This window comes from Chelativorans alearensis, assembly GCF_010993735.1.
In the GTDB taxonomy this organism is placed as follows: domain Bacteria; phylum Pseudomonadota; class Alphaproteobacteria; order Rhizobiales; family Rhizobiaceae; genus Chelativorans; species Chelativorans alearense.
On the sequence record NZ_WQNI01000001.1, the window covers coordinates 498,021 to 520,881 of the forward strand.

General features: G+C 64.5%; 21 protein-coding genes. 10 read left to right on the forward strand and 11 right to left on the reverse strand.

The window, feature by feature from the left end; genetic code table 11:
- Positions 1–167: 167 nt before the first annotated feature.
- Both GPJ75_RS02260 and GPJ75_RS02265 read left to right on the forward strand, forming a co-directional pair.
- The gene (locus tag GPJ75_RS02260; RefSeq protein ID WP_163264648.1) at positions 168–1,019 is read left to right on the forward strand and encodes a shikimate dehydrogenase family protein; all 852 of its coding nucleotides are present in this window, start codon (positions 168–170) and stop codon (positions 1,017–1,019) included.
- The gene (locus GPJ75_RS02265; RefSeq protein ID WP_163264650.1) at positions 1,016–2,914 is read left to right on the forward strand and encodes a bifunctional sugar phosphate isomerase/epimerase/4-hydroxyphenylpyruvate dioxygenase family protein; all 1,899 of its coding nucleotides are present in this window, start codon (positions 1,016–1,018) and stop codon (positions 2,912–2,914) included. Before GPJ75_RS02260 ends, GPJ75_RS02265 begins: the two co-directional genes overlap by 4 nt.
- Before the next feature lie 19 nt (positions 2,915–2,933).
- On the opposite strand, the gene GPJ75_RS02270 is transcribed toward GPJ75_RS02265, so the two are convergent.
- Positions 2,934–3,428 carry a GFA family protein gene (locus GPJ75_RS02270; protein WP_163264652.1) on the reverse strand — a complete coding sequence of 165 codons (495 nt, stop codon included), beginning with the start codon at positions 3,426–3,428 and terminating at the stop codon, positions 2,934–2,936.
- A 9-nt stretch (positions 3,429–3,437) separates the two neighbouring features.
- A complete protein-coding gene (locus tag GPJ75_RS02275) occupies positions 3,438–4,682 on the reverse strand; it encodes an NAD(P)/FAD-dependent oxidoreductase (RefSeq protein ID WP_163264654.1) in 1,245 nt (414 codons plus the stop codon).
- Positions 4,683–4,960: 278 nt separating this feature from the next.
- Between GPJ75_RS02275 and GPJ75_RS02280 the strand changes: the two genes are divergently transcribed.
- The 8 genes from GPJ75_RS02280 to GPJ75_RS02315 all read left to right on the forward strand — a co-directional run bounded on the left by GPJ75_RS02280 (position 4,961) and on the right by GPJ75_RS02315 (position 13,419).
- Positions 4,961–6,040: an amidohydrolase family protein gene (locus GPJ75_RS02280; protein ID WP_246248874.1), complete on the forward strand. Its 1,080-nt coding sequence runs from the start codon at positions 4,961–4,963 to the stop codon at positions 6,038–6,040.
- Positions 6,037–7,134, forward strand: a complete 1,098-nt coding sequence (locus tag GPJ75_RS02285) for an amidohydrolase family protein (RefSeq protein WP_163264658.1) — start codon at positions 6,037–6,039, stop codon at positions 7,132–7,134. The genes GPJ75_RS02280 and GPJ75_RS02285 overlap by 4 nt, the downstream gene beginning before the upstream one ends.
- Positions 7,131–7,586 (forward strand): Rieske (2Fe-2S) protein, encoded by a 456-nt coding sequence (locus tag GPJ75_RS02290; protein WP_163264660.1) that lies wholly within the window; start codon positions 7,131–7,133, stop codon positions 7,584–7,586. The genes GPJ75_RS02285 and GPJ75_RS02290 overlap by 4 nt, the downstream gene beginning before the upstream one ends.
- Positions 7,587–7,866: 280 nt before the next feature.
- A complete protein-coding gene (locus tag GPJ75_RS02295) occupies positions 7,867–8,994 on the forward strand; it encodes a C4-dicarboxylate TRAP transporter substrate-binding protein (protein WP_163264662.1) in 1,128 nt (375 codons plus the stop codon).
- Complete coding sequence (locus tag GPJ75_RS02300) at positions 8,995–9,525, forward strand: TRAP transporter small permease (protein WP_163264664.1); 531 nt, start codon at positions 8,995–8,997, stop codon at positions 9,523–9,525.
- A gap of 10 nt (positions 9,526–9,535) precedes the next feature.
- Positions 9,536–10,849, forward strand: a complete 1,314-nt coding sequence (locus tag GPJ75_RS02305) for a TRAP transporter large permease (RefSeq protein ID WP_163264666.1) — start codon at positions 9,536–9,538, stop codon at positions 10,847–10,849.
- Positions 10,850–10,858: 9 nt separating this feature from the next.
- The gene (locus tag GPJ75_RS02310; protein WP_163264668.1) at positions 10,859–12,514 is read left to right on the forward strand and encodes a GMC family oxidoreductase; all 1,656 of its coding nucleotides are present in this window, start codon (positions 10,859–10,861) and stop codon (positions 12,512–12,514) included.
- A complete protein-coding gene (locus GPJ75_RS02315; protein ID WP_163264670.1) occupies positions 12,493–13,419 on the forward strand; it encodes a LysR family transcriptional regulator in 927 nt (308 codons plus the stop codon). The genes GPJ75_RS02310 and GPJ75_RS02315 overlap by 22 nt, the downstream gene beginning before the upstream one ends.
- Here GPJ75_RS02315 and GPJ75_RS02320 read toward each other — a convergent pair.
- The 9 genes from GPJ75_RS02320 to GPJ75_RS02360 form a co-directional block, all read right to left on the reverse strand.
- Positions 13,349–14,275 (reverse strand): LysR family transcriptional regulator, encoded by a 927-nt coding sequence (locus tag GPJ75_RS02320; RefSeq protein ID WP_163264672.1) that lies wholly within the window; start codon positions 14,273–14,275, stop codon positions 13,349–13,351. The two genes, GPJ75_RS02315 and GPJ75_RS02320, sit on opposite strands and share 71 nt — an antisense overlap.
- Positions 14,276–14,333: 58 nt before the next feature.
- Entirely contained in the window at positions 14,334–15,656 is a 1,323-nt protein-coding gene (locus GPJ75_RS02325) for a TRAP transporter large permease (RefSeq protein ID WP_163264674.1), read from the reverse strand.
- Positions 15,653–16,219 (reverse strand): TRAP transporter small permease, encoded by a 567-nt coding sequence (locus GPJ75_RS02330; protein ID WP_163264676.1) that lies wholly within the window; start codon positions 16,217–16,219, stop codon positions 15,653–15,655. Before GPJ75_RS02330 ends, GPJ75_RS02325 begins: the two co-directional genes overlap by 4 nt.
- A gap of 287 nt (positions 16,220–16,506) precedes the next feature.
- Positions 16,507–17,649 (reverse strand): type 2 periplasmic-binding domain-containing protein, encoded by a 1,143-nt coding sequence (locus GPJ75_RS02335; RefSeq protein WP_163264678.1) that lies wholly within the window; start codon positions 17,647–17,649, stop codon positions 16,507–16,509.
- Positions 17,650–17,694: 45 nt separating this feature from the next.
- Positions 17,695–18,126: an aconitase X swivel domain-containing protein gene (locus GPJ75_RS02340; protein ID WP_163264680.1), complete on the reverse strand. Its 432-nt coding sequence runs from the start codon at positions 18,124–18,126 to the stop codon at positions 17,695–17,697.
- 2 nt (positions 18,127–18,128) lie between these two features.
- A complete protein-coding gene (locus GPJ75_RS02345) occupies positions 18,129–19,409 on the reverse strand; it encodes an aconitase X (RefSeq protein WP_163264682.1) in 1,281 nt (426 codons plus the stop codon).
- Positions 19,410–19,452: 43 nt separating this feature from the next.
- On the reverse strand, positions 19,453–20,766 hold the full coding sequence (locus GPJ75_RS02350) for an FAD-dependent oxidoreductase (protein ID WP_163264684.1): 1,314 nt from the start codon (positions 20,764–20,766) through the stop codon (positions 19,453–19,455).
- Entirely contained in the window at positions 20,763–22,469 is a 1,707-nt protein-coding gene (gene ilvD, locus GPJ75_RS02355) for a dihydroxy-acid dehydratase (RefSeq protein WP_205602445.1), read from the reverse strand. The genes GPJ75_RS02350 and ilvD overlap by 4 nt, the downstream gene beginning before the upstream one ends.
- Positions 22,469–22,618 (reverse strand): hypothetical protein, encoded by a 150-nt coding sequence (locus GPJ75_RS02360; protein ID WP_163264688.1) that lies wholly within the window; start codon positions 22,616–22,618, stop codon positions 22,469–22,471. The genes ilvD and GPJ75_RS02360 overlap by 1 nt, the downstream gene beginning before the upstream one ends.
- Positions 22,619–22,861 lie beyond the last annotated feature (243 nt).

Sequence of the window (22,861 nt, forward strand, 5' to 3'; positions counted from 1 at the left end):
TGTTGAAAAATCGGCGTCCGCCGGATAAGCTCCTCCAAACTGCCCTAGAGCAATTCCAGGAAAAGTGAGAACCGGTTTTCCGTCCGGAATTGCGACAAAACAACAACTTAGGCCAGTTCATCGATTCTATGAAACGATGAACTGGTCTAGAGCTAGAGGTTCAGTGCATGGCCGCCATACGGCTCGGCCTTATCGGCGACAACATCGCTCGCTCACGTTCGCCCCGGCTTCATGTCGAGGCTGGCAGGCTGTGTGGACTCGACGTGACTTACGAGCGGCTGATACCGCGCGATCTCGGGCTCGAATTCGAGGCTGTGTTCGATTGGTGCGCGTCCGCGGGCTTTCGCGGCATCAACGTCACTTATCCCTACAAGGAAGAGGTTGTGCCGCGGGTTTCGATGCAGGACCCGGTGACCGCGAAAATCGGCGCTTGCAACACCATTCTCTACGATGGCCTGCAGCCGCAGGGGCATAATACCGATTATACGGGATTCGTTTCCGCCTTCCGGGCGGCGTTTGGCGATTCCGGACCGGGTGTGGTCGCCATGGCCGGTGCGGGAGGCGTCGGTAAGGCCATTGCCTTTGCCCTGGCCCGCCTTGGCGCGCGCGAATTGCGCATCTTCGACACCGACACCAGAAAGGCCGATGAATTGGCAAGCGCGCTGGTGGCGGCGCAAGTGGCGATGAATGTCGCGTCCATGCCTTCGATATCGGCAGCGACGAACGGCGCGGACGGGCTCGTCAACTGCACACCTCTGGGCATGGATGGCCATCCTGGAACGGCGATGGAAGGCGACAGCTTTCGTGGTGCGGCCTGGGCGTTCGATGCGGTCTATACGCCCGTTGAGACGCGCTTTCTGCGCCTCGCCTTGGATGCCGGCCTCGCGGTGATGAGCGGCTACGAGCTTTTCTTTCACCAAGGCATTGACGCTTTTCGGCATTTCACGGGGCAGGAGGTCGACGCCACGGAACTGCGCAACGCACTTGGCGCGGTGGGGCTCGAAAAGCTGGACGCATGAAGACATCCATCGCCACCGTCTCCATAAGCGGAGATCTGCGGGAAAAACTGGCGGCAATCGCCGCTGCCGGTTTCGACGGGGTGGAGATCTTCGAGAACGATTTCCTGGCCTTCGACGGAACCCCGGCCGAGGTCGGCAAGATGATCCGTGACCATGGCCTGGAGATCACGCTGTTCCAGCCATTCCGGGATTTCGAAGGGCTGCCCGAGCCGCAGCGCGCCCGTGCCTTCGCTCGGGCGGAGCGCAAGTTCGATCTCATGCAGGAACTCGGCACGGACCTCATGCTGGTCTGCTCGAACGTTTCGCCAGCAGCATTGGGCGGCATCGACCGGGCCGCCGCCGACTTTCGCGAATTGGGGGAACGCGCCGCGCGGCGCGGCTTGCGCGTCGGCTACGAGGCGCTCGCCTGGGGGCGCCACATCAACGATCATCGCGATGCCTGGGAGATCGTGCGCCGGGCCGACTACCCCAATATCGGCCTGATCCTGGATTCCTTCCATACGCTGGCGCGTGGCATCGACGTCGACACGATCCGTTCGATACCCGGCGACCGCATCTTCATTGTCCAGCTAGCGGACGCACCGCGCATGGAGATGGAAACGCTCTCGTGGAGCCGCCACTATCGCAACATGCCCGGCGAAGGAGACCTGCCCGTCGTCGATTTCATGCGTGCCGTGGCGGCGACCGGATATGCCGGCCCGCTGTCGCTGGAAATATTCAACGACCAGTTCCGCGGCGGCTCACCGAAGACGATCGCGGTGGATGGCCGCCGCTCGCTGGTGAACCTCATGGACGACGTGCGCCACGCAGAGCCCGGAATCTCCATCGCCGTGCCGGCCATGCCGGAGCGCGTGCGGGTCGAGGGCGTCGAGTTCATCGAATTCGCCGCAAACGAGGAAGAGGCGTCGCAACTCGGCGAGATGCTCTCCACCATGGGCTTCACGCCGCGCGCACGGCATCGCAACAAGGATGTGGTTCTGTGGCGCCAGGGACCGGACGCCGGCGGTATCAACATCATCATCAACACCGAGCGCGAAGGCCTGGCACACACCTCCTACATCGTTCACGGGACGAACGCCTACGCCATCGGCATCCGCGTCGAGAATGCGGCCGCTACCGTGGCGCGCGCCCGTGCGCTCGGCGCCGAACCGTTTGAGCAGAAGCACGGGCCGGGCGAGCTCGCAATCCCGGCGATCCGCGGCGTGGGCGGCGGCGTTATCTATTTCATCGACGGCGGCGAACTGGCCAGAGTTTGGGACATCGAATTCGAGTGGCTCCCATCTCCCGATATCGGGGACGCCGGTCTGCTGGCAATCGACCACATCGCGCAGACCATGAACTACGAGGAAATGCTGACCTGGGTGCTTTTCTATACCTCCATATTGAAGACCCGGAAGCTGCCCATGGTGGACGTCGTGGATCCCGGCGGCCTGGTCCGCAGCCAGGTCATCGAGGGGGAAGACGGAGCGCTGCGCCTGACGCTCAACGGAGCGGAAAACCGCAAGACGCTCGCCGGTCATTTTCTGGCAGAGAGCTTCGGCTCCACGGTCCAGCATCTCGCTTTCGCGACAGCTGACATCTTCGCCACGGCCGAACGCATGCGAACGCTCGGTTTCCGCTCGCTCGAAATCTCACCGAACTACTATGAGGATCTGGAAGCACGGTTCGGACTCGAGCCCAGCCTGACAGACCGCCTTCGTGCCGGCAACATCCTCTATGATCGCGACGAAACGGGCGAGTATCTCCAGTTCTACAGCACTACTTACGCCGAAGGCTTCTTCTTTGAGATCGTGGAGCGCCGTGGCGACTACAAAGGCTACGGTGCAGCCAACGCACCTTTCCGTATCGCGGCCCAGAAGCGGGCGCTCAGGCCCAAGGGTTTACCCCGGCGCTGATACGACGCGGTCTCCAGCCCTATGATATCGTTGTTCCACCGATCATCCGGCACCAGCGATCCCGCAGCGCCTGCATGTCCGGCCCGTGATCGAACAGGAGAGCACCCGCTTCGGGCAACGGGACCCAGGGTTGCTTGCTCGCGGTGAAGATGTGCCCGGCCGGTTTCAGCCAGGAGGTATCGTCAAGCGTGCCTGGCTTTACCACGACGACGTCGCTACCCTGGATTTGGTGCGTCACGCGTCCGCCACAGGTGGGGCAGAAGACGCGGTCCGACATCCTGCCCGAGCCACCCCTGCAGGCGTAAGTCTCGAACGGGCCGTGCAGTTCGATGCCCTGCGCGGGAACCATCAGAGACGAGCCGTACGCACTGCCGGACTGCTTCTGACAGTCCGTGCAGTGGCAGACGTAGTAGGTGAGTGGCGCCGCGATAATTCGATAGCCGAGGTTGCCGCACTGGCATCCCCCCTCGATCGGCAGTTCGGGAAGCTTCACTCGTGGGATCTTTTCGTCCATCCGTTTTGCCTACTCTGCGGCCGAACGTTCAATGGAAAGGGCCTTGACCCTTTCCCGCAGATCGAAGGCTTCGTCGGCGATCTCGGCGCGCGTGATCACCGCGTCCGCTTCCAGGAGCTTGCGCGCCATGACATAGGTCGCCGCGTCGTTCAGGCTGTCCACCGCGATCAGCCGCCCTTGCCTGAAATAGAAGAACGAGACCGAGCCCCCGCGCTTGCCCGGCCGCGCAAGCACGGCGTCATAGCCCCGGTTGAACCCGGCGATCTGCAGCTTCACATCATACTGATCGGACCAGAACCAGGGATGCGGCTTGTAGGCGGTGGGCATCCCGGCGATGTTGGCGGCGGCAATGGCGGCCTGGTCCTGTGCGTTCTGCATGGATTCGAGGCGGGTGGGCATCCCCTGAAAGGGCAAGACGGTGCAGTCGCCGGCCGCGAAGATGGCTGGGTCGCTTGTGCGGCAATGGTCGTCGACGACGATCCCATCCCTCACATCCAGCCCAGCCGCTTGTGCCAACTGCGCGTTCGGGTCGATGCCGATGCCGATAATTGCAAGGTCGAGCGCCAGCTCCCGACCATCCTTCAGCCGCACCGCGCCGGCCAGTCCGTCCCTCTCGAGAATGCGTTCGACGTGCGCATTCTCGAGAATATCGACGCCGTGCCCCTTGTGCAGCGCGCGGAAGGCCGCGGCGGTTTCCTTGCATGCCACGCGCTTCAAGATCCGATCGGCGGCCTCGATCACCGTGACCTTCAGCCCCTTCTTGGCCGCTTCCGCGGCCGCCTCCAGACCGATATATCCGCCGCCGATCACCACCGCCTTCCTGCCGGCCGCCATTTCCGCCGTCAGCCATCGGGCATCCGACAGCGTGCGCATGACACGCACATTGGAAAGATCTCCGCCCATCTCAGCCGGCAGGCGGCGCGCGGTGGCGCCCGTGGCAAGCAAGAGCGCATCATAGGCGAGCGTGTCGCCGTCGGCGAGCCGGACCGCGTTCTTGCGCCGGTCTATCGAAGCCGCGGCAGTGCCGAGGCGCAAGCCGATGCGCCGTTCGTCGTACCATTCGCGCGGGCGCAACCGCAGCCGCTCGATGCTCATGGCGCCCGACATATACTCCTTCGACAAGGGCGGCCGCTGGTAGGGAAGCTCTTCTTCCTCGGAAACGATGACGATCTCCATCCCCGGCGCGTATTGGCGCAGCGCGCTGGCCGCGGCGACTGCCGCGTGGCTTCCTCCGATGATGACGGTTCTTGTCATGCCCTATCCGTGTGCCGTTTCTCTCATCCGCAAACGCCGTGATCGTGAGACTTGGGGTGCGTTATTGCAGGGTGCCGAGGCCCGCGTGAAGAGTGGATTTCGGCGCGCCTGTTTTTCTCCAGCGCGAAAACCCGCGGGGCGAGCGGCCACAGCATGCCGATGAACCCGCGCGCGGGGGCGCTCGTTTCGCGACAGGTGCTTTCGTGAATTGCTCAGTTCCTCGAGGCAGAGGCTGGAAATATGATCCGCGTTCGAGACGAATGCCGGGAGGAAGCGACGTGCCGTCACGGAGACCGTTGCGCATCGATGCGGATTTTCATCTGCCGCAGGCGGAGGTCGGCGACCTTTTACCCTTCCTCGACGAATACTGGCAAATGCAGGTGGTCGACCGCGAACTTCCCTCGATGCCGTTCCGGCTGACCTCCTATCCAGCGAACGCGCCGCTTACGCGCAATCCCGATTTCGAGGGGCTGGACGTGCCGGCGGCGCTCGACCGCTTCGGGACCGGTATCGCGATTGCCTCGATGCTCCACGGCGTCGTGGCGCTCCACAATCCCGACATGCGGGCGGCACTCTTAAGCGCTGTCAACGACTATGTGGCGGCGGCCTGGCTCGACGCCGAACCGCGCCTGCGCGGCTCGATCTACGTCTCGGGCGAGGACCCGGCGGCTTCGGTCGCCGAGATCGAGCGGCTTTCGGGCGACCGGCGGTTCGTGCAGGTGCTGATGCTTGCCATGCAGGAGATCCATCACGGAAACCGCCACTACTGGCCGATCTACGAGGCCTGCCAGAAACACGGCCTCACGCTGGCGATCCATGCAGGCGGGCTCTATCGCATCCCGCCGAGCGTGTCCGGCTGGCCGTCCTACCAGTTCGAGGACTATGTGATGCAGTCCATGGCCTTCGAGAACATCCTCACGGGATTTCTCGGCGAAGGCGTGTTCCAGAAATTCCCCGACCTGCGCGTCGTCTTCCTGGAAAGCGGCTTCGCCTGGCTGCCGACGACGATCTGGCGCAATGACAAGACCTGGCGCGGGGTGCGCCAGGAGGTACCATGGCTGGACCGCAAGCCCTCCGAGATCATGGCGGGACGTGTGTTCCTGTCGCTGCAGCCGGTCGATCCGCCGGGTGCCGAGGAACTCCGCCAGATCCTGAAGCACATCGGCAGCACCGACATGTTGCTTTATTCGACCGACTATCCGCACAGGCAGTTCACCGGCGGCGAGCCCCTGCCGACCGGCCTGCCCGAGGAAGCCCTTCCCGGCATCCTGGCCGGAAACGCGCTCAAAGCCTACCCGCGCCTTGCCGCCGATCCGGCGGTGCGGCAGGCCGCCGAAGCCATGGAGGAGACGACATGAACCGGCCGCTCGTGGAAACGGAGGGCACGACGCGGCTTCGCATCGTCGACTGCGATATCCATCCGACCCAGAAATCGCCGGCGGCACTCTTTCCCTATATGGAAAAGCGCTGGGTCGAGCATTTGCAGACCTTCGGCGCGCATATCCGCCAGGCACTGGTTGGACAGCTCTCCTATCCACGCATGACCGCGAACGGGATGCGCATGGACGCGCGTCCAGCGGACGGACCGCCCGGATCGAGCCTAGAGATGCTGCGCGAACAGCATCTTGACCTGCTCGACATCGAGGTGGGCCACCTGATCGCGTTGGGGCGCGGCGGCATGGAAGAACGCAATCCCGACCTCTCCGCGGCCATGGCCCGGGCGGTGAACGACTGGCAGATTGCCGAATGGGTGGAGCCCGAGCCGCGTCTCAGGGCGGGGATCGTGGTGCCGCAGGACAACCCTGAAGCCGCCGTCGCCGAGATCGAGCGGCGGGCCGGCGACGGGCGGTTCGCGCAGGTGATCATGTCCACCCGCCCGAACGAGACGCTCGGCGCCCGCAAGTACTGGCCGATCTATGCGGCGGCGGCCGAGGCGGGTTTGCCGCTCTGCCTGCATCCGGCCGGCTATTCCTCCGGCAAGCCCTCCACCGGGACCGGCTGGCCGAGTTTCTATTTCCAGGAGCACTACACCTTCGTTCCAGGCTCCGAGGCACTGGTGACCAGTCTCATCATCGAGGGTGTTGTGGAGGCCTTCCCAAAGCTGAAGGTGGCGATCATCGAGGGTGGCTTCTCCTGGGCGCCGGCGCTCGGCTGGCGAATGGACAAGCACTTCGACACCTTCCACAAGGAGGTTCCGCATCTGAAGCGCAAACCTTCGGACTATATGAAAGAGCACTTCTGGTGGGCGACCCAGCCCATGGAAGAGCCGAAGAACGGCCGCCACATCGCCGACGTGATCGACTGGATCGGCTGGGACCGGATTCTCTATTCGTCGGATTATCCACACTGGGACTACGACGACGCCTACCGCATCTTCCGCTTCCCGGTCGAGCCGCATCAGCGCGAGAGCGTGCTCGGCGGCAACGCTCGCAAGCTGTACGGCTACGCATGACCCGGCATGTCGTGGCAAGTGTGGACGGCTTCCCGGACAAGGGCATCCGCCGGATCGAGGTCGCCGGCAGGGAAATCTGCCTGATACGGGTGGGCGACGAGTTCTTCGCCCTCCTCGATCGGTGCCCGCACGCCGGCGCCCGCCTGTCGGGCGGCCGGCTCTCCGGAACGGTGGAGAGCGACGGGCCGGGGGACTACCGTCTGTGCCGGAAAGCGGAGATGCTGAAATGCCCGTGGCACGGCTGGGAATACGACGTGCGTACCGGGCAATCCTGGAGTGACCCGAAATCCACCCGCACCCGCGCCTATGCCGTGGAGGCAGTCGCCGGCGGGGAACTCGTCAAGGGGCCTTACGTTGCCGACATCGTGCCGGTGGAGGTCGAGGACGAATATGTGGTGGTGGACCTTCCGGAGCCGGCCGCCAGGCGGGCGGATGCTTCCACCAAGGAATGATGCATACCGGTATCGTTTGCTGGTCGGCCTTCGCGTTTCGCGAAAGATGTAAGCGCTAAATCAGTCATTCCCTGTCGAGTCGCGATTGAATAGCCTCCTGACCGGGAGGAATGCCAGTGCAGCTGGAAGGTAGCGATATCACAGCGTGCAGCTACCGGCGAAGCGGTGGCGCGTTCGCACCGCTCCCCGTTCGAGGCAGCATTTCCCCCTATCCCGGAATATCCCAATCCGCGCGGCAAAGGCGCGGAACGAACTGCTCATCAAAGGGAGGAGAGACTTGATGAGACGTCTGGCTGTATTCACCGCGACCGTTGCTCTGGCGCTTTCCACGGCCACGGCATCGGCGGCGGCGGCGGAATTCACCTACGGGTCCTGGGTCCCGGCCTCCGACTATATAAATTCCGATGCCCTGCCGGAGGTCTTCCGGCGGATCGAGGAGGATACGGGCGGCGAGATCAAGTGGAACCTGATCGCCGGCGGCCAGCTCGCCGGAGGGGTCGAGACATTCGCCGCAATCCAGGACGGGCTGATGGATGCCGGCGTGGCGGCCACCAACTACGTCCCGAACCTTCTCCCCTCCACCGCCACGCTCTACGGACTTGCCGTACCGGGCGACGACCCGGTCGCGGCGGCTGGCGCGGCGAACGAAGTGGTGATGCTGCACTGCCCGTCGTGCATCGAGGAGACCAAGAAGCTCAACATGGTGCCGATGGGGGGCTATGCCAGCGCGCCTTATATGCTGATCTGCCGCGATCCGATTGAAACCGTCGACCAACTTAAGAACCTGCGGGTGCGCTCCTCCGGCGCGCCGCTCAACATCATGCAGATGGCAGGCGCCAACACGGTCCAGGTCTCGCTGATCGATACGGTCTCCCTGCTCCAGCGCGGCGGCATCGACTGTACGACAGGCATCGGCGACTGGCTCAAGACCTTCGGCTATGGCGATTTCGCCAAGAACGTGACCGACTTCTCGCTCGGCGTTTCGGCCCCGATCATCGGCCTGATGATCAACCACGACGTTTGGGACAGCTTCACCGAGGACCAGAAGCGCGCCCACCTGAAGGCCGTGGTGCATCTTTCGGCGGCGCACACGATCAACAATTTCATCATCCGCACCAACGAGGTGCTGGAAGACCAGATCGCCAACAACGGCGTGAAGATGATCGAACCGCAAAATCCCGAAGAATGGCAGGCGCTGATGGACAATTTCATCAAGGACCAGCGCAACATCGCCATCGGTTTTGCCAAGGGATTTGGCGTCGAGCACCCCGAAGCGTTTCTCGACGCCTACGACACCGCGCTGGTGAAGTGGCGCGGCCTGTCGGCCAAGATCGGGACCGATGTGGAGGCCTTCGAGAAGGCGCTCTGGGAAGAGGTCTACTCCAAGGTCGACCCGGGGAGCCTCTAATTGCTGGACCGGATCGATCGGCTCCTGGAATTGTGGTCGCGGGCGCTTCTGGCGCTCGCGATCCTCGCCGGGTTCACGATGATGATCCATGTCAGCGTGGACGTCTTCGCGCGCACGGTGCTGAATGCGCCGCTGCGGCAGGCAAACCAGACGGTCGCGGCCTACTACATGATCGCCGTTGCCTTCCTGCCGATCGCCCTTCTTGGCAAGTATGACGACCATATCTCGGTCGGTGTGTTCACCGATGCCATGCGGCCGTGGATGCGCCGCGCGCTCGCCATCTTCACCACGCTTCTCGGCATGGCCTACATGTTCGCCTTCACCTGGGAGAGCTGGGTTTCGGCCGCTCGACGGACGGAACAAGGCGAAGTGCTGGAGATCTCCGGCGGTTACATGATCGTCTGGCCGGGGCGCTGGCTTTTGCCGATCGCGGGCGCGAGCCTCTTCCTCTGCCTGACGCTGCGGCTCGCCCGCCTGCTCTTGCCGGACGACGGCGAGAGCCCCCATCAAGCCCGCATCCCCGACGCATGAGCGGAAACCGATGGATGGACTGATCCTGAGCCTCGTCTGCCTTGGCGCTGTGCTGGCCCTGATTGCGGTCCGCACGCCGATCGGCGTGGCGCTCGGCGTCGTCAGCTTCGCGGGCTTCTGGTGGCTGCGCAACTTCAACGCCGCGCTCGGCCAGCTGCGCGAGATCCCCTACTATTTCGCCGCCAACTGGGACCTTTCGGCGATCCCGATGTTCCTGCTCATGGGCTCGATCGTCTATGTCTCGGGCATCGCCACCGCACTCTTCAACGCCGCCCGCCTATGGCTCTCCGCCCTTCCCGGCGGCCTTGCCGTCGCCGCCAACGCCGCTTCCGCGGGGTTTGCGGCGGGCTGCGGCTCGTCGGTCGCCGCCGCTGCCGCGATGGGGCGCCTCGCCATCCCCGAGATGTTGAAGGCGGGCTACGACAAGGGCCTTGCCTCGGGTGTCGTCGCCTCTGCCGGCACCATCGCCGCGCTGATCCCGCCCTCGATCCTCATGGTGCTTTACGGCATCTTCGCCGAGACCTCGATCGTCAATCTCCTGATCGCCGGTATCGTCCCCGGCCTCATGACCGCCATTGCCTACACGATCATGATCGTCCTGCGCTGCTGGCGCAATCCTGCGCTTGCCCCGCGTATCGCCCACGCGGGCGGCAACCTCAGCCGCGAGCGCTGGCGGGCGCTGGCCGAGATCTGGCCGCTCTTCGTCCTCGTTCTCGGCGTGATCGGCGGGCTCTATAGCGGCACCGTCACTCCGACGGAGGCAGGTGCGGCGGGCGCGCTCCTCGCACTTTTCATCGCCGTCGTCCAAGGCCGCATGACGCTTGCCAAGCTCTGGAAAGCTGTGCGCGAGGCGGTGATGACGACGGCGCAGATCTTCTTCGTCGGCATGGGCGCGTTGATGTTCACGCGCCTTTTGAGCTTCTCGGGCGCCTCGGCCATGCTGACGGACCTCGTCGCCCCGCTCGGCCTCGATCCCTTGGCTGTCGTTCTCGCCATGACGGCGGTCTACCTGGTCCTCGGCATGTTTCTCGACCCGATCGGCATCATGCTGATCACCATGCCGGTCTTCATCCCGCTCCTGACGGCGCTCGACCTCGACCTCGTCTGGTATGGCGTCTTGGTGGTGAAGTTCATCGAGATCGGCATGCTGACCCCGCCGCTGGGCTTCAATGTCTTCGTGGTCAGCGGCGTCGCGGGCCGTGAGATTCCGGTGACCACCATCTTCCGCGGCGTCGGCTGGTTCCTGGTCTGCGACCTGATCGTGGTGACGCTCCTGATCGCCTTTCCGCAGCTGGCGCTGTTCCTGCCCGCGTTGATGAACTGAGAGGGATCGATGAGCGGCCTTACCTATGACTACATCATCGCCGGCGGCGGCACCGCCGGCTGCCTGCTTGCGAACCGCCTCAGCAAGGACCCGAACATCCGCGTTTTGATGGTGGAAGCGGGCGGCTCCGGCCGGCACCCTTACATCGAGGTGCCGCTGTTGCTTCCGAAGCTTCTCGGCAACCCAAAATTCGACTGGATGTACAAAAGCGCGCCCGAGCCCCACTGCGGCGGGCGCACCATCCCCCTGCCGCGAGGCCGGATGCTGGGCGGTTCGTCCGGCATCAACGGCATGGTCTATGTACGCGGCCACCGGTGGGACTACGACAACTGGGCGGCACAAGGGAACGAGGGATGGAGCTGGGACGACGTGCTGCCCTACTTCATGCGCTCCGAAAACTTCATCGGCGAGGACCTGCAGGGGCGCGGCAAGACGGGCGAGTGGAAGATCACCGATCCGGGAATGCGCTGGCCGGTGCTCGACGCCTACGCCGAGGCCGCCACGCAAATCGGCATCCCGGCGACACGCGACTACAACTCCGGCGAAAACGAGGGCGTCCAGTATTTCCAGGCGCAGGTCATGCGCGGCCGCCGGCAATCCACCGAAAAGGCGTTCCTCCGCCCCGCCTCCGGCCGAGAGAACCTGACGGTCCGCACCGGCGCCATGGCCGAGCGGGTTATCTGTAAGGGTAGACGCGCCACAGGGTTGGCATTTCGTGCGGACGGAGAGACGGTCATTGCGACGGCGCGGCGCGAGGTGATCCTGTGCGCGGGCGCATTCGGCACGCCCATTCTCCTGGAGCGTTCGGGCATCGGTGCAGCCGAGCGGATAAAGGCGCTTGGTGTCGACCCCGTGCATGAGCTACCGGGAGTTGGCGAGAACCTGCAGGACCACTGGCATATCCGCGTGCAGACCCGCGTGCGCAATACCAGGACGCTCAACAGCCGGGTGAGCTCGCCGTTCGGCAAGGCGCTCATGGGGGCGGATTACGTGCTGCGCCGGCGCGGACCGCTATCCGCCCAGCCCGCACTCCTTGCCGTCTTCGCCAAAGTGATGGAGGATGCACCCGCCCCGGACGTGCAGATTCACGCCTCGGCCGCCAGCTACGACCGCGTGGGCGGGCCGATCCACAACTATCCCGGCATGACGTCGGCGGTCTGCATTCTGCGCCCCGAAAGCCGGGGGCACGTCCACGCCACCGGCCCCGAGCCGAAGGCGCAGCCCGAAATCCTCCACAACTTCCTCGCCACGGACTATGACTGCGAGATCGCTGTGCGCTCGGTCGAGCTCGTCCGCCGGATCACCTGCGCCCCCGCCATGGCGCGCTTCGAGCCGCAGGAGATCGCCCCCGGCGCCGGGCTTCGGACCCGCGACGAACTCCTCGGCTATGCGCGCCGGACCGTCACGACCACTTTCCATCCCGTCGGCACCTGCAAGATGGGGCCGGGGCCGGAGGCAGTGGTGGATGCCCGCCTGAAAGTTCACGGCATGGCGGGGCTGCGCGTGGTCGACGCCTCGATCATGCCCACCATCCCCTCCGGCAACACCTGCGCGCCGGTCGTCATGATCGCCGAGCGGGCCGTGGACCTGATCCTTGGGGAGCGAACCGAAGAGGCGGCCGATAACAAGGCCGGAAATCTCGAATGGATATCATCTCCAACATAAGGGCATTCCTGACCGTCGCGCGGGCCGGCAGCTTCTCGGCCGCAGCGCGCGAATCGCACACGGTCCCGTCGGTCGTCTCCAAGCGCATCTCGCAGCTCGAGTATCAATTGAAGACGCAGCTCTTCATGCGCTCGACCCGGGGCCTGGAGCTGACCGCCGCGGGACATGGCTATCAACAGCGCTTCATCGCCCTCCTCGCCGAACTCGACGCGGCTCTCGACGGCGTGGAAGGTGCTGCAAAAGCGCAGGAGCATGTCCGCATCAAATGCCCGTCCACGCTCACGTCGCTGCATTTGAGCGATGTGCTGATCCAGTTCCGCATCGACAATCCCGGCGTGCGCATGGATCTCGCCATGGTCGATCGAACCGTGAACCCGCTGGAAGAAGGCTACGACCTTGCGCTCGGGGCGCTGCCGGCGACCTTCCCGCATGTGTTCGACATTCCCCTCTGCCCGTTGCCCAGGGTGATCGTGGCTTCCCCCACCTACCTTTCGCGCCGCGGGAACCCGCAGCATCCGCGCGACCTGGCGCACCATGACTGCATCACTTTTCCGGCGAGCGGAACGCGGTGGGCCTTCGAAGGCCCCTCCGGCGAGGTGGCCGTCGAGGTCAACAGCGTATTCAGCGCGACCGACGGCCGCGTTCTGCACGACGCGGCGGCAAGCGGCGTGGGCGTGGCGATCGTCTCCGAATACATGGCGCGGCCGTCGCTGGAGGCCGGGGAGATGGTCGAGATTTTCCCGGACTTCCGCGTGCCCGATCTCTACATGAAGATTCTGGTTCCCGAAGGTCGTCAGGCGAACCCGACGATCCAGGCGATCATCGACGCCCTTGTCACTGCGTCGCGGCCGCTTCCCCCGTGGGATGGCTTCCGCAGGGAGGCAGAGAAACGAATTCCTGCCTGAGGTGCTGCACCAAGGCGGCAACCTCTGGACGCTCCAGCCGGTTTCGCGGCACCAGCGCCTTGAACCACAGCGGTGTGATCGGATGATCCTCCAGGATCGGGCAAAGACGTCCGGCCTGGATTTCCGCATCCGCCAAAAAGCGTGGCAGGACCGTGATGCCGAGCCCCTCAAGCGCGGCGGTGAGCAGGACGCGGCTGTCGTTGACGAGGAAAACCGAGCGGGTATCCACCACCTGCGTTCCTCCCTCACTGTTGAAGGTCCAGGATATACCGATAGGAAGGAAGGCGAGGCAATTGTATCCGATGATCTCGGCCGGGCGGCGAGGCGCACCGTAGCGTCTTATGAAATCCGGCGATGCCACGACCACGCGGTGATATTGGCAAAGAGGAACGTCCTCTACGCTGTTGTAGGAGGAAGGCAGCGCGCCAAGCGCCACGTCGAAATTCTCTTCCAGGGGATTGACCGAGCGGTCCATCATCGAGAGTTCGGTCGTGACCCCCGGATTGGCCTTCTGGAACCGCGCGAGCGACTGGCCGACAAACATGGTGCCGACCGTCGTGGGAGACTTGACCCGTAGTCTGCCGCGGATGGATTTGTCCCGGATTGCGCCGTTGAGAACGGTTTCGTGCAACTCGGCGAGGACCACCTGCAACCGCGGGCGCAGGCGCTCGCCGTCGAGCGTCAAGGCAAGCTTCCGCGTGGAGCGCGTGAACAGCTTCGTCCCGACGACATCTTCCAGCCGCGAAACGCGTTTGGTGACGACCGATGTGGCCGTCCCCATCTCGCGCGCGGCAGCGGAAAAGCTTCCCAAGCGCGCCGTAGCCAGAAACGCCTCCAGATCGACCAACTGAAACATTCACGTCCACCCGCTCAGGAATTGAGGGATGAAGAATGAATGCTTTTCCGCATGACGGTCAATTGCGCATCATGTTGGGAAGGAACAGCGACAGTTCCGGAAAGCTCAGCAACAGAACCATGATGACCGCCTCGCAGGCAAGGAACCAGCCGATACCACGGAAGATCGTCTCCAAGGAGATCCGGTCGCCGACAACGTTCTTCACCACATAGGCGTTGAACCCGACGGGCGGCGTAATGAGGCCGATCTCGATATATTTCACGACGATCACGCCGAGCCAGATGGGGTCGAGCCCAAGCGCGGCGAACATCGGCTGCACGATCGGCAGTGTGAGCAGGAGCACGCCGAGCGGATCGAGAAACATGCCGAGGATGATGTAGATGATCGACACCGCGACCAGCATCAGCACCGGGTCCAGCGCCCAGTCGCCCATCAGCGCCGCCATCATGCCGGGCACTCCGGCAAGCGCGAGGAAGCGCGTATACATCACCGCGCCGAAAGCGACGAACAGCAGTTGCGACGTGGTCTTAATCGTGTCGAAGACCGCCGAAAACAGCATGTCCATCGTCAGCCGGCGCTGCATAAAACCGACCGCGCAGGCCAGGAACGCGCCTGCCGCACCGGCTTCCGTGGGGGTCACGACGCCCGCATAAAGGCCGCCGATGATGCCGACGATGAGGACCAGAAGCGGCCAGATCGGCAGGAGCGAGGCCCAGCGCGCACGCCACAAGGCGCGTCCCTTCATCGTATGGTCGAGCCGGGGCGCGATCTCCGGTTGGAAATAGCATCGGCCGATAATCATGGCGGCATAGATAAAGGCCGTCAGCAGCCCGGGGATGACGCCGGCGATGAGGAGCCGCGTGATCGAGACTTCGGCGAAAACGCCATAGATGACGAAGAGGATCGACGGCGGGATCAGGGCGCCAAGCGTGCCCGAGGATGCAACCACCCCGGCCGCCAGGCTTGGCGCATAGCCCGCCTTCAGCATCTCGGGAATGGCGAGCCGGCCCATGGTCGCCGACGTGGCCACCGAGGAGCCGGAAGCGGCGGCAAAGCCCGCCGAGGCGAAATTGGTCGCCACGGCGAGACCGCCCGGCAAGGCACTGAACCACAGGCGCGCGGCGTTGAAGATCGCTGTGGAGATGCCGGACGCATGGGCCACCGCTCCCATCAGGATGAACATGGGCACCGCCGAAAGCTCCCACTTGGCGGCCACTTCGAAAGGGGTGTTCTGCATCACCGCGAAGGCGACGCGTTCATTGCGCAGAAGGGTCAGGCCAAGAAAGGCGACGACGCCGAGCGCCACGCCGATGGGGATGCGGATTGCGATCAGCAGGAGGACGAGGCCGAGACTGCCGAAGCCCAGAAGCTCGTTGCTCATAGGTTCGCACCTCCATCCCGGGGGCTCTCGCTCCCGAAGCCGCCCGCGCCCGCATTGGGATCGAGGCGTCCGGTGACGCCGGCGCGAAGATCGCGGAAGAGATAGATGGCGAGATAGACCGCCATGAGCGTGAAGCCCGCCACCACCGTCCAGCGGGAGGGCCATATCTCGATGACGCCGGTGCCGGTCTCCTGGGCCTCGCGTATGCGCATCTTGCTTACGGCGATCTCAAAGGCCTTCCAGGCAAAGGTGGCGGTATAGGTAAGGGTGACGATACCCACGAGCCCATCGAGCAGCGTCCTTGAGCGCGGCTTCATCCAGCCTGTGAACAGATCCACGATGATGTGGCCCCGTTCGCGCGTCACCAGTGCCAGCGGCAGGAAGACGATAGCCGCCATGTAGTAGGCCGAAACGATCTCGATCGTCCCGGCGATCGGCCGGCTGAAGAAGGTGCGGCCGATCGCGTCCGCCGTCACGTGGAGCATCATCAGGATGGTTGCCGCGACGGCAACCCAGGCGAAGAACCGGGTGAGCCCGGAAAGAAGGCGCTCGAGCAGAGCCATGGCAAGTTCCTTGTCTCATGACCGGAAAAGGCTGCCGGACAGCAGGGTGGTGCGACCCGTCGCGAACTCGGGTTAACGCGGCACCAATCACCCCCACTCCGTCTTGCTTCGCAAGCCACCTCTCCCCCTGCCGGGGGAGAGGAAGGGCGCCAAGCGGTCCGGCCGGCGCTTCCTCTCCCCCGTCGAGCGGGGGAGAGGTGGATCGGCCGAAGGCCGAGACGGAGTGGGGGTCGACGCGGCATCCGTTGGCCCCGGCTCGTTGCCTTGGAGTCGCAAGAAAACGGGCATCAAAGCGCTTCCGGATCCACCTTCGCGTAAACCTCGCGCCACAGCGCCTCGCGGAAGGCTTCGCGGTCGTCGCCGACCTCGTTCTCGATGATGCCCTTCCATTTCTCGAAGGCCGCGAGATAGAAATCGAGGATCGCTTCCGGATCCTTCACACCGGAATCGCGCGCGGCCGCGACATTCTCCTCGTACTGGATCGCATCCCGCTTCTCCATCACCTGGGCAAAGGGCTCTCCCCCCTCGATGAAGGTGATGCCACGCGAGCGCGCCTCCTCTTCCGTCTTCTCGTCCACGGCGATTTGCGCATCGAAGGTGGTCATCGTCACCAGATCGGGCGCGTGGTCGATATGCGCCTTCCGCGCCTCGGGCGACATGGCTTCCCAAATGTCGCGGTTGACATACATCATCACCGGCGGGCCACCCATGCCCATCGGTGCGTCGATCACCGTGTTGACGACATCCATGTAGCCGTAGCTCGTAAGCCAGGCGACAGCGCCCAGCACGCAGTCGAGCGCGCCGCGCTCGAGCGCCGATGTCGCCTCGCTCGGCGGCATGGAAACCGGCGTGCCGCCCAGGATATTGGTGATGCTCACCCCACCGCCGGAGCTGCGGATGGCAAGGCCCTGCAAATCCTCTATGCCCTCAGGCTTGCCCCGGCACATGAAGAGATAGGGCGATGTGCCGTAGCCCGCGAAGCCGACTGCGTTGTTGGCTTCAAACTCCTCGCGGCACTCGTCGCAGCCCAGCATCAGTGCCTCGTTCATGGCGCCGACCGAGGCCAGATAATGGTCGCCGATGAGGGACTGGCTGAAGATCAGGTTCGTGGCTGGCAGCATGCGCGGCTGATAGGGCGCCATGACGAGGCCGGCATCCATGAGGTTGCTGCCCACCGCCTCCGGCGTGCCCGGACCCGTCGCGAGCTGCGCGCCGCCGACCATCTTCCAATCGACTTCGCCGCCCGTCGCCTCCCGCACCATGTCGAAATAGGGCACCAGGGCCTTCGTGTTGGTGTTGTTGCTGGCCCCGAGCCACGAACCGTAGACAAGTTCCTGCGCGGCGAGCGGGCTCGCGACGGCGAGCTGGAGCGCGATTGCCGCTGCAGCCGCCCCAGTCAGGTGTCTTGTATCTTTTATAAGATATCTCATGTCTTTCTCCTCCTTGAGCACGTCGCCCTCCCGGACGTTCGAAAATCAGAACCGCACGCGCGTGACCTCCACCCTCCCCGCGTCGGCATCCACGCGAACCAGGTCTCCGTCGCGAATCACCTTGAAGGGATCGCGGTCGAAATCGGTCATCGCCGGCACGCGGGTCACCACCGCGCCGAGCGCGATCTTGGTCGTCATGATGGTGAACAGCATGGCCGCCGGCGCTGTCCCGAGCCGTCTGGTCATGTGGAAGTAGTGGGACCAGCCGGAAGACCCCTTGGCGCCGGGAAAGACGAGCACACGCCCTGCAAAGGATTCGCCGCGCCTTTCATGCCGCATCTCGGTGATGGCGCCGGTTGCAGCATCGATACCGCCCCAGCCGGAAATCGTCTGGGTGGTCACGAAGGCCCTACCCTCGGCCACACCGCCCACCACGCAGCGCCCCCGGATCACGACTGTTTCGGTCTCCGCCGCCATGGTCACAGCTCCCCGCTCCACCGTCCGGTCATGGCGGCGTCGATGCAGTGCTCGAGCGAGCCAAACCAGGTCTCTTTGCCGGTGATGGCCGGCAGGTAGTGCGCCTGCTTGCAGCTATCGGTGGCGATGACTTCGGTGCCGGGCGGGGTGGCGCGGTTGATCGCCGGGCAACTGTCGGACATGACGTGGCCGCCGGCACGTTCGATGACGGCCGTGTAGCCGCAATCGTCGCACAGGGCCCGGATCTGGCGCGGCGTGTGAACCCAGAGAGCGACATTGGAGCTGATCCGGCGCCCGTCGAGCAAGGCCGCGATCTGCCACATCTGCTCGATGGAATTGTGCGGGCAGCCCAACATGACGAAATCGACACTGCGATTGCTCGCCTGGGCATTGATATGCTCGAACGCCCGCCGCCGCGCCGCCTCGTCATAGACGAATTCCTCTCGCGGCGCGCGACCGCCGAGCGCCTCTTCCTCGCTCGAGGCTTCCGCCGTCACACCGGGTATGTGGTACATCTCCACCCCGCCCGAGCTCGCCGCCGCGGCGCCGAAATGCTTCAGGTGCATCGGTCGCGGCTGCGGGATCGCCCCGGAGAGAAGGGGGATATCGTCCACCACCATCTCGCCGGCGGCATAGCCCAAGAGGCCCCAATCCATCATGGTCTCGGGTGCCGCTTCGACCCGGACCCGATGCGTCGCGAGCCTGTTTTCCGTGATGTGGAGGCTGAAATCCGGGATGAGGCCGGTGATGGAGGCAGCACCGGTGGATTCGCGCCCCTCGACATTCGTGCGCGCGCCGAGAACGGCGTTGGCATAGACCACCGCCGAACTCTCCATCCAGGCAAGATGCTCCCCCTTCACCGGGACATTGCCCACCTGATAGGGCGTGCAGGTGGACGCCCATTGCACGCCGCGGCGGCCGAAAAACTCCTCCGATTTGCGCTGCAACTCGGCCTTTTCCCGGCTGAAGCCCTGAAGCGCGTGGTTCCGCGTGTCGATGCCGTGGATCAACTGGCAGGTGGAGACTACAGCCTGCGGCGTCTCCACCGTGTCGTCGGAATCGAGGTTGAAGCGGGAGAAGATCGTGTCGAAATCGTCCGGCGCGTCGAGGTCCGCCTGCACCCATGGGGTGGTCGACGACCAAGTGCCCGCGACATTGGTGACGGGGATCAGCCGCTCGGCCCCAAGTGCGGTGCCATAGCGGACGAGCAAATCCATCGCGCGCTGGCGCGCTGGGCCTTCGGCCCCGTCCAGCATCGCCTTCTCACGGTCGCTCAGACGCATTCCAACACCCCTCTCCTTCACCTCAGCGTCTATTCCCTCCCTGTCACGGCGCCACGCTGTCGCAGCGTTCGAGATTGTCCGCCACACGCTTCTGCAGTGCGGCGATATCGATGTCGTGCACGCTTCCCGATCCCGCGAGATCGAGGGCGTTTGCGGCGGCTCGGGCCATGGCCATGCACGGGCCCATGACCCGCACCGACGAAAGGGCAGCCGGATCGCCGTCGATACAGCGGCCGACCGCGACGACGTTTTCGGCTTCCGGCGAAAGCATCGCCGACAGGGGAACGTAGTGAACGTGGTCCTCGCCGAAGACTTCCCACACAAAGGTTTCCGGTGCGTTGTGCAGTTCGATCGGCCAGGCGGTGCGGGCGATGGCATCGGCATAGCGATGGCCCGATTTCACCTCCTCCGTCGTGATCTGGTGCACGCCCTTGATCCAGCGGGTCTGGCGAATGCCGGGAAAGCCGTAGCTGCGCACGCGGATATTACCGAAGATATCGGGAAACTCATCGCGCAAGAGCCGGACGCCGCGGTCCACCTGATCCTTGCCGATGATGCCGGTCCGGGAGGCTTCTATCGGGTCGAGCGGCGTCTCCACATGCGTCATGTTGAGGACGGCCACATCCTTCCCCGGAAAATAGAAGACCAGGCCGTTGTGGCGAATGAGGCCGTATTCGCCCGCCTTCTTCTCGATGCGCGCCGCCAATTCCTCGCGCGAGGGCGGCTCGCCGTCGCCGATGCCCTCGATCACCGCCTGCTGGCTGCCATAGATCTTCTCCACCGGCTCGCGGCAGGCGAAGCCCGCGCGATACATCAGCGCCGCATCGCCCGAGCAATCGGCATAGCTTTGCGCGCGGATCGTCACATCGCCATATCGCGTGATGAAGTGGAGACCGGTGATACGTCGGTCGTCCCGATGCACGGTGCGCAGGGTCGCACCGACGATGGGGGTGATGCCGGCCGCATCGATGGAGCGCTCCACCCAGCGCGACAGGGCAATCTCGTTATAGTGCACCACCGTCGTCATCGGCCCATGCCGGTAGTGGACCGCGCCCTCCGCCCCCAGCGCCGCAAGCATGTCGTCCACCACGCCATAAGTGAAACGGTAGCCGTGGGTGCCGTTGCTGTAGAGCCCGCAGAACGTGCCGATGATCGAGTTGACCGCCTGTCCGCCGAGCGCGGGGAACGCATCGACGATGGCGACCTTCATGCCCAGCCGCGCCGCTTCCAGCGCGGTGGTGGTGCCGGAGATTCCCGCCCCGACGACGCACAGGTCCACCTCCAGCTCGCGGCTTTCATCGACGCCGTTCCACCGGACGATGGTCGTCTCCGGGTTGATGGGACGCGATGCGGTCATTCCTTCTCCTTTACGGCGGTTTCGATGAGTGAGCCCCCACGGCGGAGCGGCTGGACGTTCTGCCGGTAGATCTTCAGCCAGCCCGAGTCGTCCGGGGGTGATGGGGGCGAGAAGCTTGCCGCGCGGGTGGCGAGTTCGTCGGCATCCACTTCGAGGTCGATGCGCTTGTCGCGCACGTCGATGTCGATCACGTCTCCATCGCGAACGAGCGCGAGCGGGCCGCCATCGGCGGCTTCCGGCTGCACCTCGCCGACCACCAGCCCCTTGTTCACAAGGCCGGAAAGCTGCCCGTCCGTGACCACGGCCACCTCGGCGCCCAGGCCAGCACCTTCCAGCGCGAAGACCAGCCGCGATGCGCCGCCCATGCCAGGCCCGCCGCGAACCCCCTGCCCGCGCAGCACGACCACATCGCCCGCCACGATCCGCCCCGCCGACAAGGCAGCCTCTGCACTGGCGCCGTCTTCGAAGATGCGGGCGCGACCACGAAATGCCAGCTTGCGGTCCGGCGTCCGCAGCCCGACCTTCACGATGGCTGTTTCCGGCGCAAGGCTGCCGCTGAGGAGCACGATCGCCGCCTCCTTCGACCAGGGCTGCTCCAGCGGCCGGATGACCGTGTCGCCGGCCAACGCCACGTCCGCGAGTTCGGTGCCGAGGCTCCGGCCGGTCGCCGTCAGCACATCCGTATCGAGCAGCGGCTCCAGCCGCTTCATCACGGCGCGGGCACCGCCTGCCGCTTCGAACGCTTCTATGCTGTCGGCACCGATGGGGCGCACGGCGGCAAGCACTGGTGTGCGATCCGACTCCCTGTCGAAGGTCTCGTAGATGTCGATATCGACGCCCGCCTCCAGCGCTACGGCCTGCAGATGCTTGATGCAGTTGATCGAACCGGCCTCGGCCAGCACCACGCGCGCGGCATTGCGGAAGGCGCCTTCGGTCAGGATCTGCCTTGGGAGGAGATCTTCCCACACCATCTCGACAATCCGCCGGCAACTGCGCTCCACCATCTCCCACATGTGGGGCGAATTGGCCGCGACAGGCGCGCTTCCCGGCAGCGCCATGCCCAAGGCCTCGACCACCGAATGCATCGAATTCGCCGTTCCCATGCCGGAACACACGCCCGGCGAGCGAATGGCGGCATCGGCCATCGCAGTAAGCCGCTCGAGGCTGATCGCCCCCTGCGCATGGTGGCCGGCATGCAGGAATACCTCCTCGATATCCACATGCTCGCCGTCCAGCTCGCCACTCGCCTGATAACCGCAGATAACGACCAGTGCGGGAATGTTCAGCCGGGCAGCCGCCATCAACTGCCCCGGCACGGTCTTGTCGCAGGAGGTCAGAAGGATCATCCCGTCGAGTTGCGGGCCTTCCACCTGAACCTCGATGTCGTTGGCGATCAGGTCCCGGCTCGGCAGGATGAAGGTGGCGCGACGGCCAGCGGAAATGATGAAATCGGACGGAGCCGTGGTGCGTATCTCGAAAGGAAGTCCGCCCGCCTCGCGAATCCATCCTTTCGCTCTCCTGGCGATTTCGTCCACATGAGAAAAACAGATGGCTATATCCGACGACGTGTTCACGACCGCGATTTTCGGCTTGAGCATGTCTTCGTCGGTGATGCCGAGAGCACGCCACTGCGCCCGCCGAACCGCCCAACGCGACGTTCCGACCTCGAAATTCGAGCGCAAGGCCCGTTTTCGGCCGCTCATCAAATCTCCTCCTCGGTCATCATTCGACCGGGGACCAAAAAGCCATAGGACGACCGACGACAGAAGGCACCGGCTGCGCCATTCACCTTTCGCGTTTCGAGAAAGATTGCGCTGCGGGCGCCGTGTTTGCGGGAGAATGTGTCGGACATTGTTTCCTCCTGCCGGTTCCAGGCTATGCGGGAATGCGTCCATCCTCGGAAAAGGCACGCAAGTTGAACCACGGCATAGGCGGGCGCGTCTTTAGGGTCCGCGCGTGTTCAACCCATGTGTCCTCATCCATCGTGCCGAGGTGATGGCGGAGATTGGTCGGATAGGTCGTACCCCACGGACCGCTGTATCCGAGAGAGTCGCCCACGAGCCATCGGTCTTCGGGAATGTCGCCCGCACTCGTC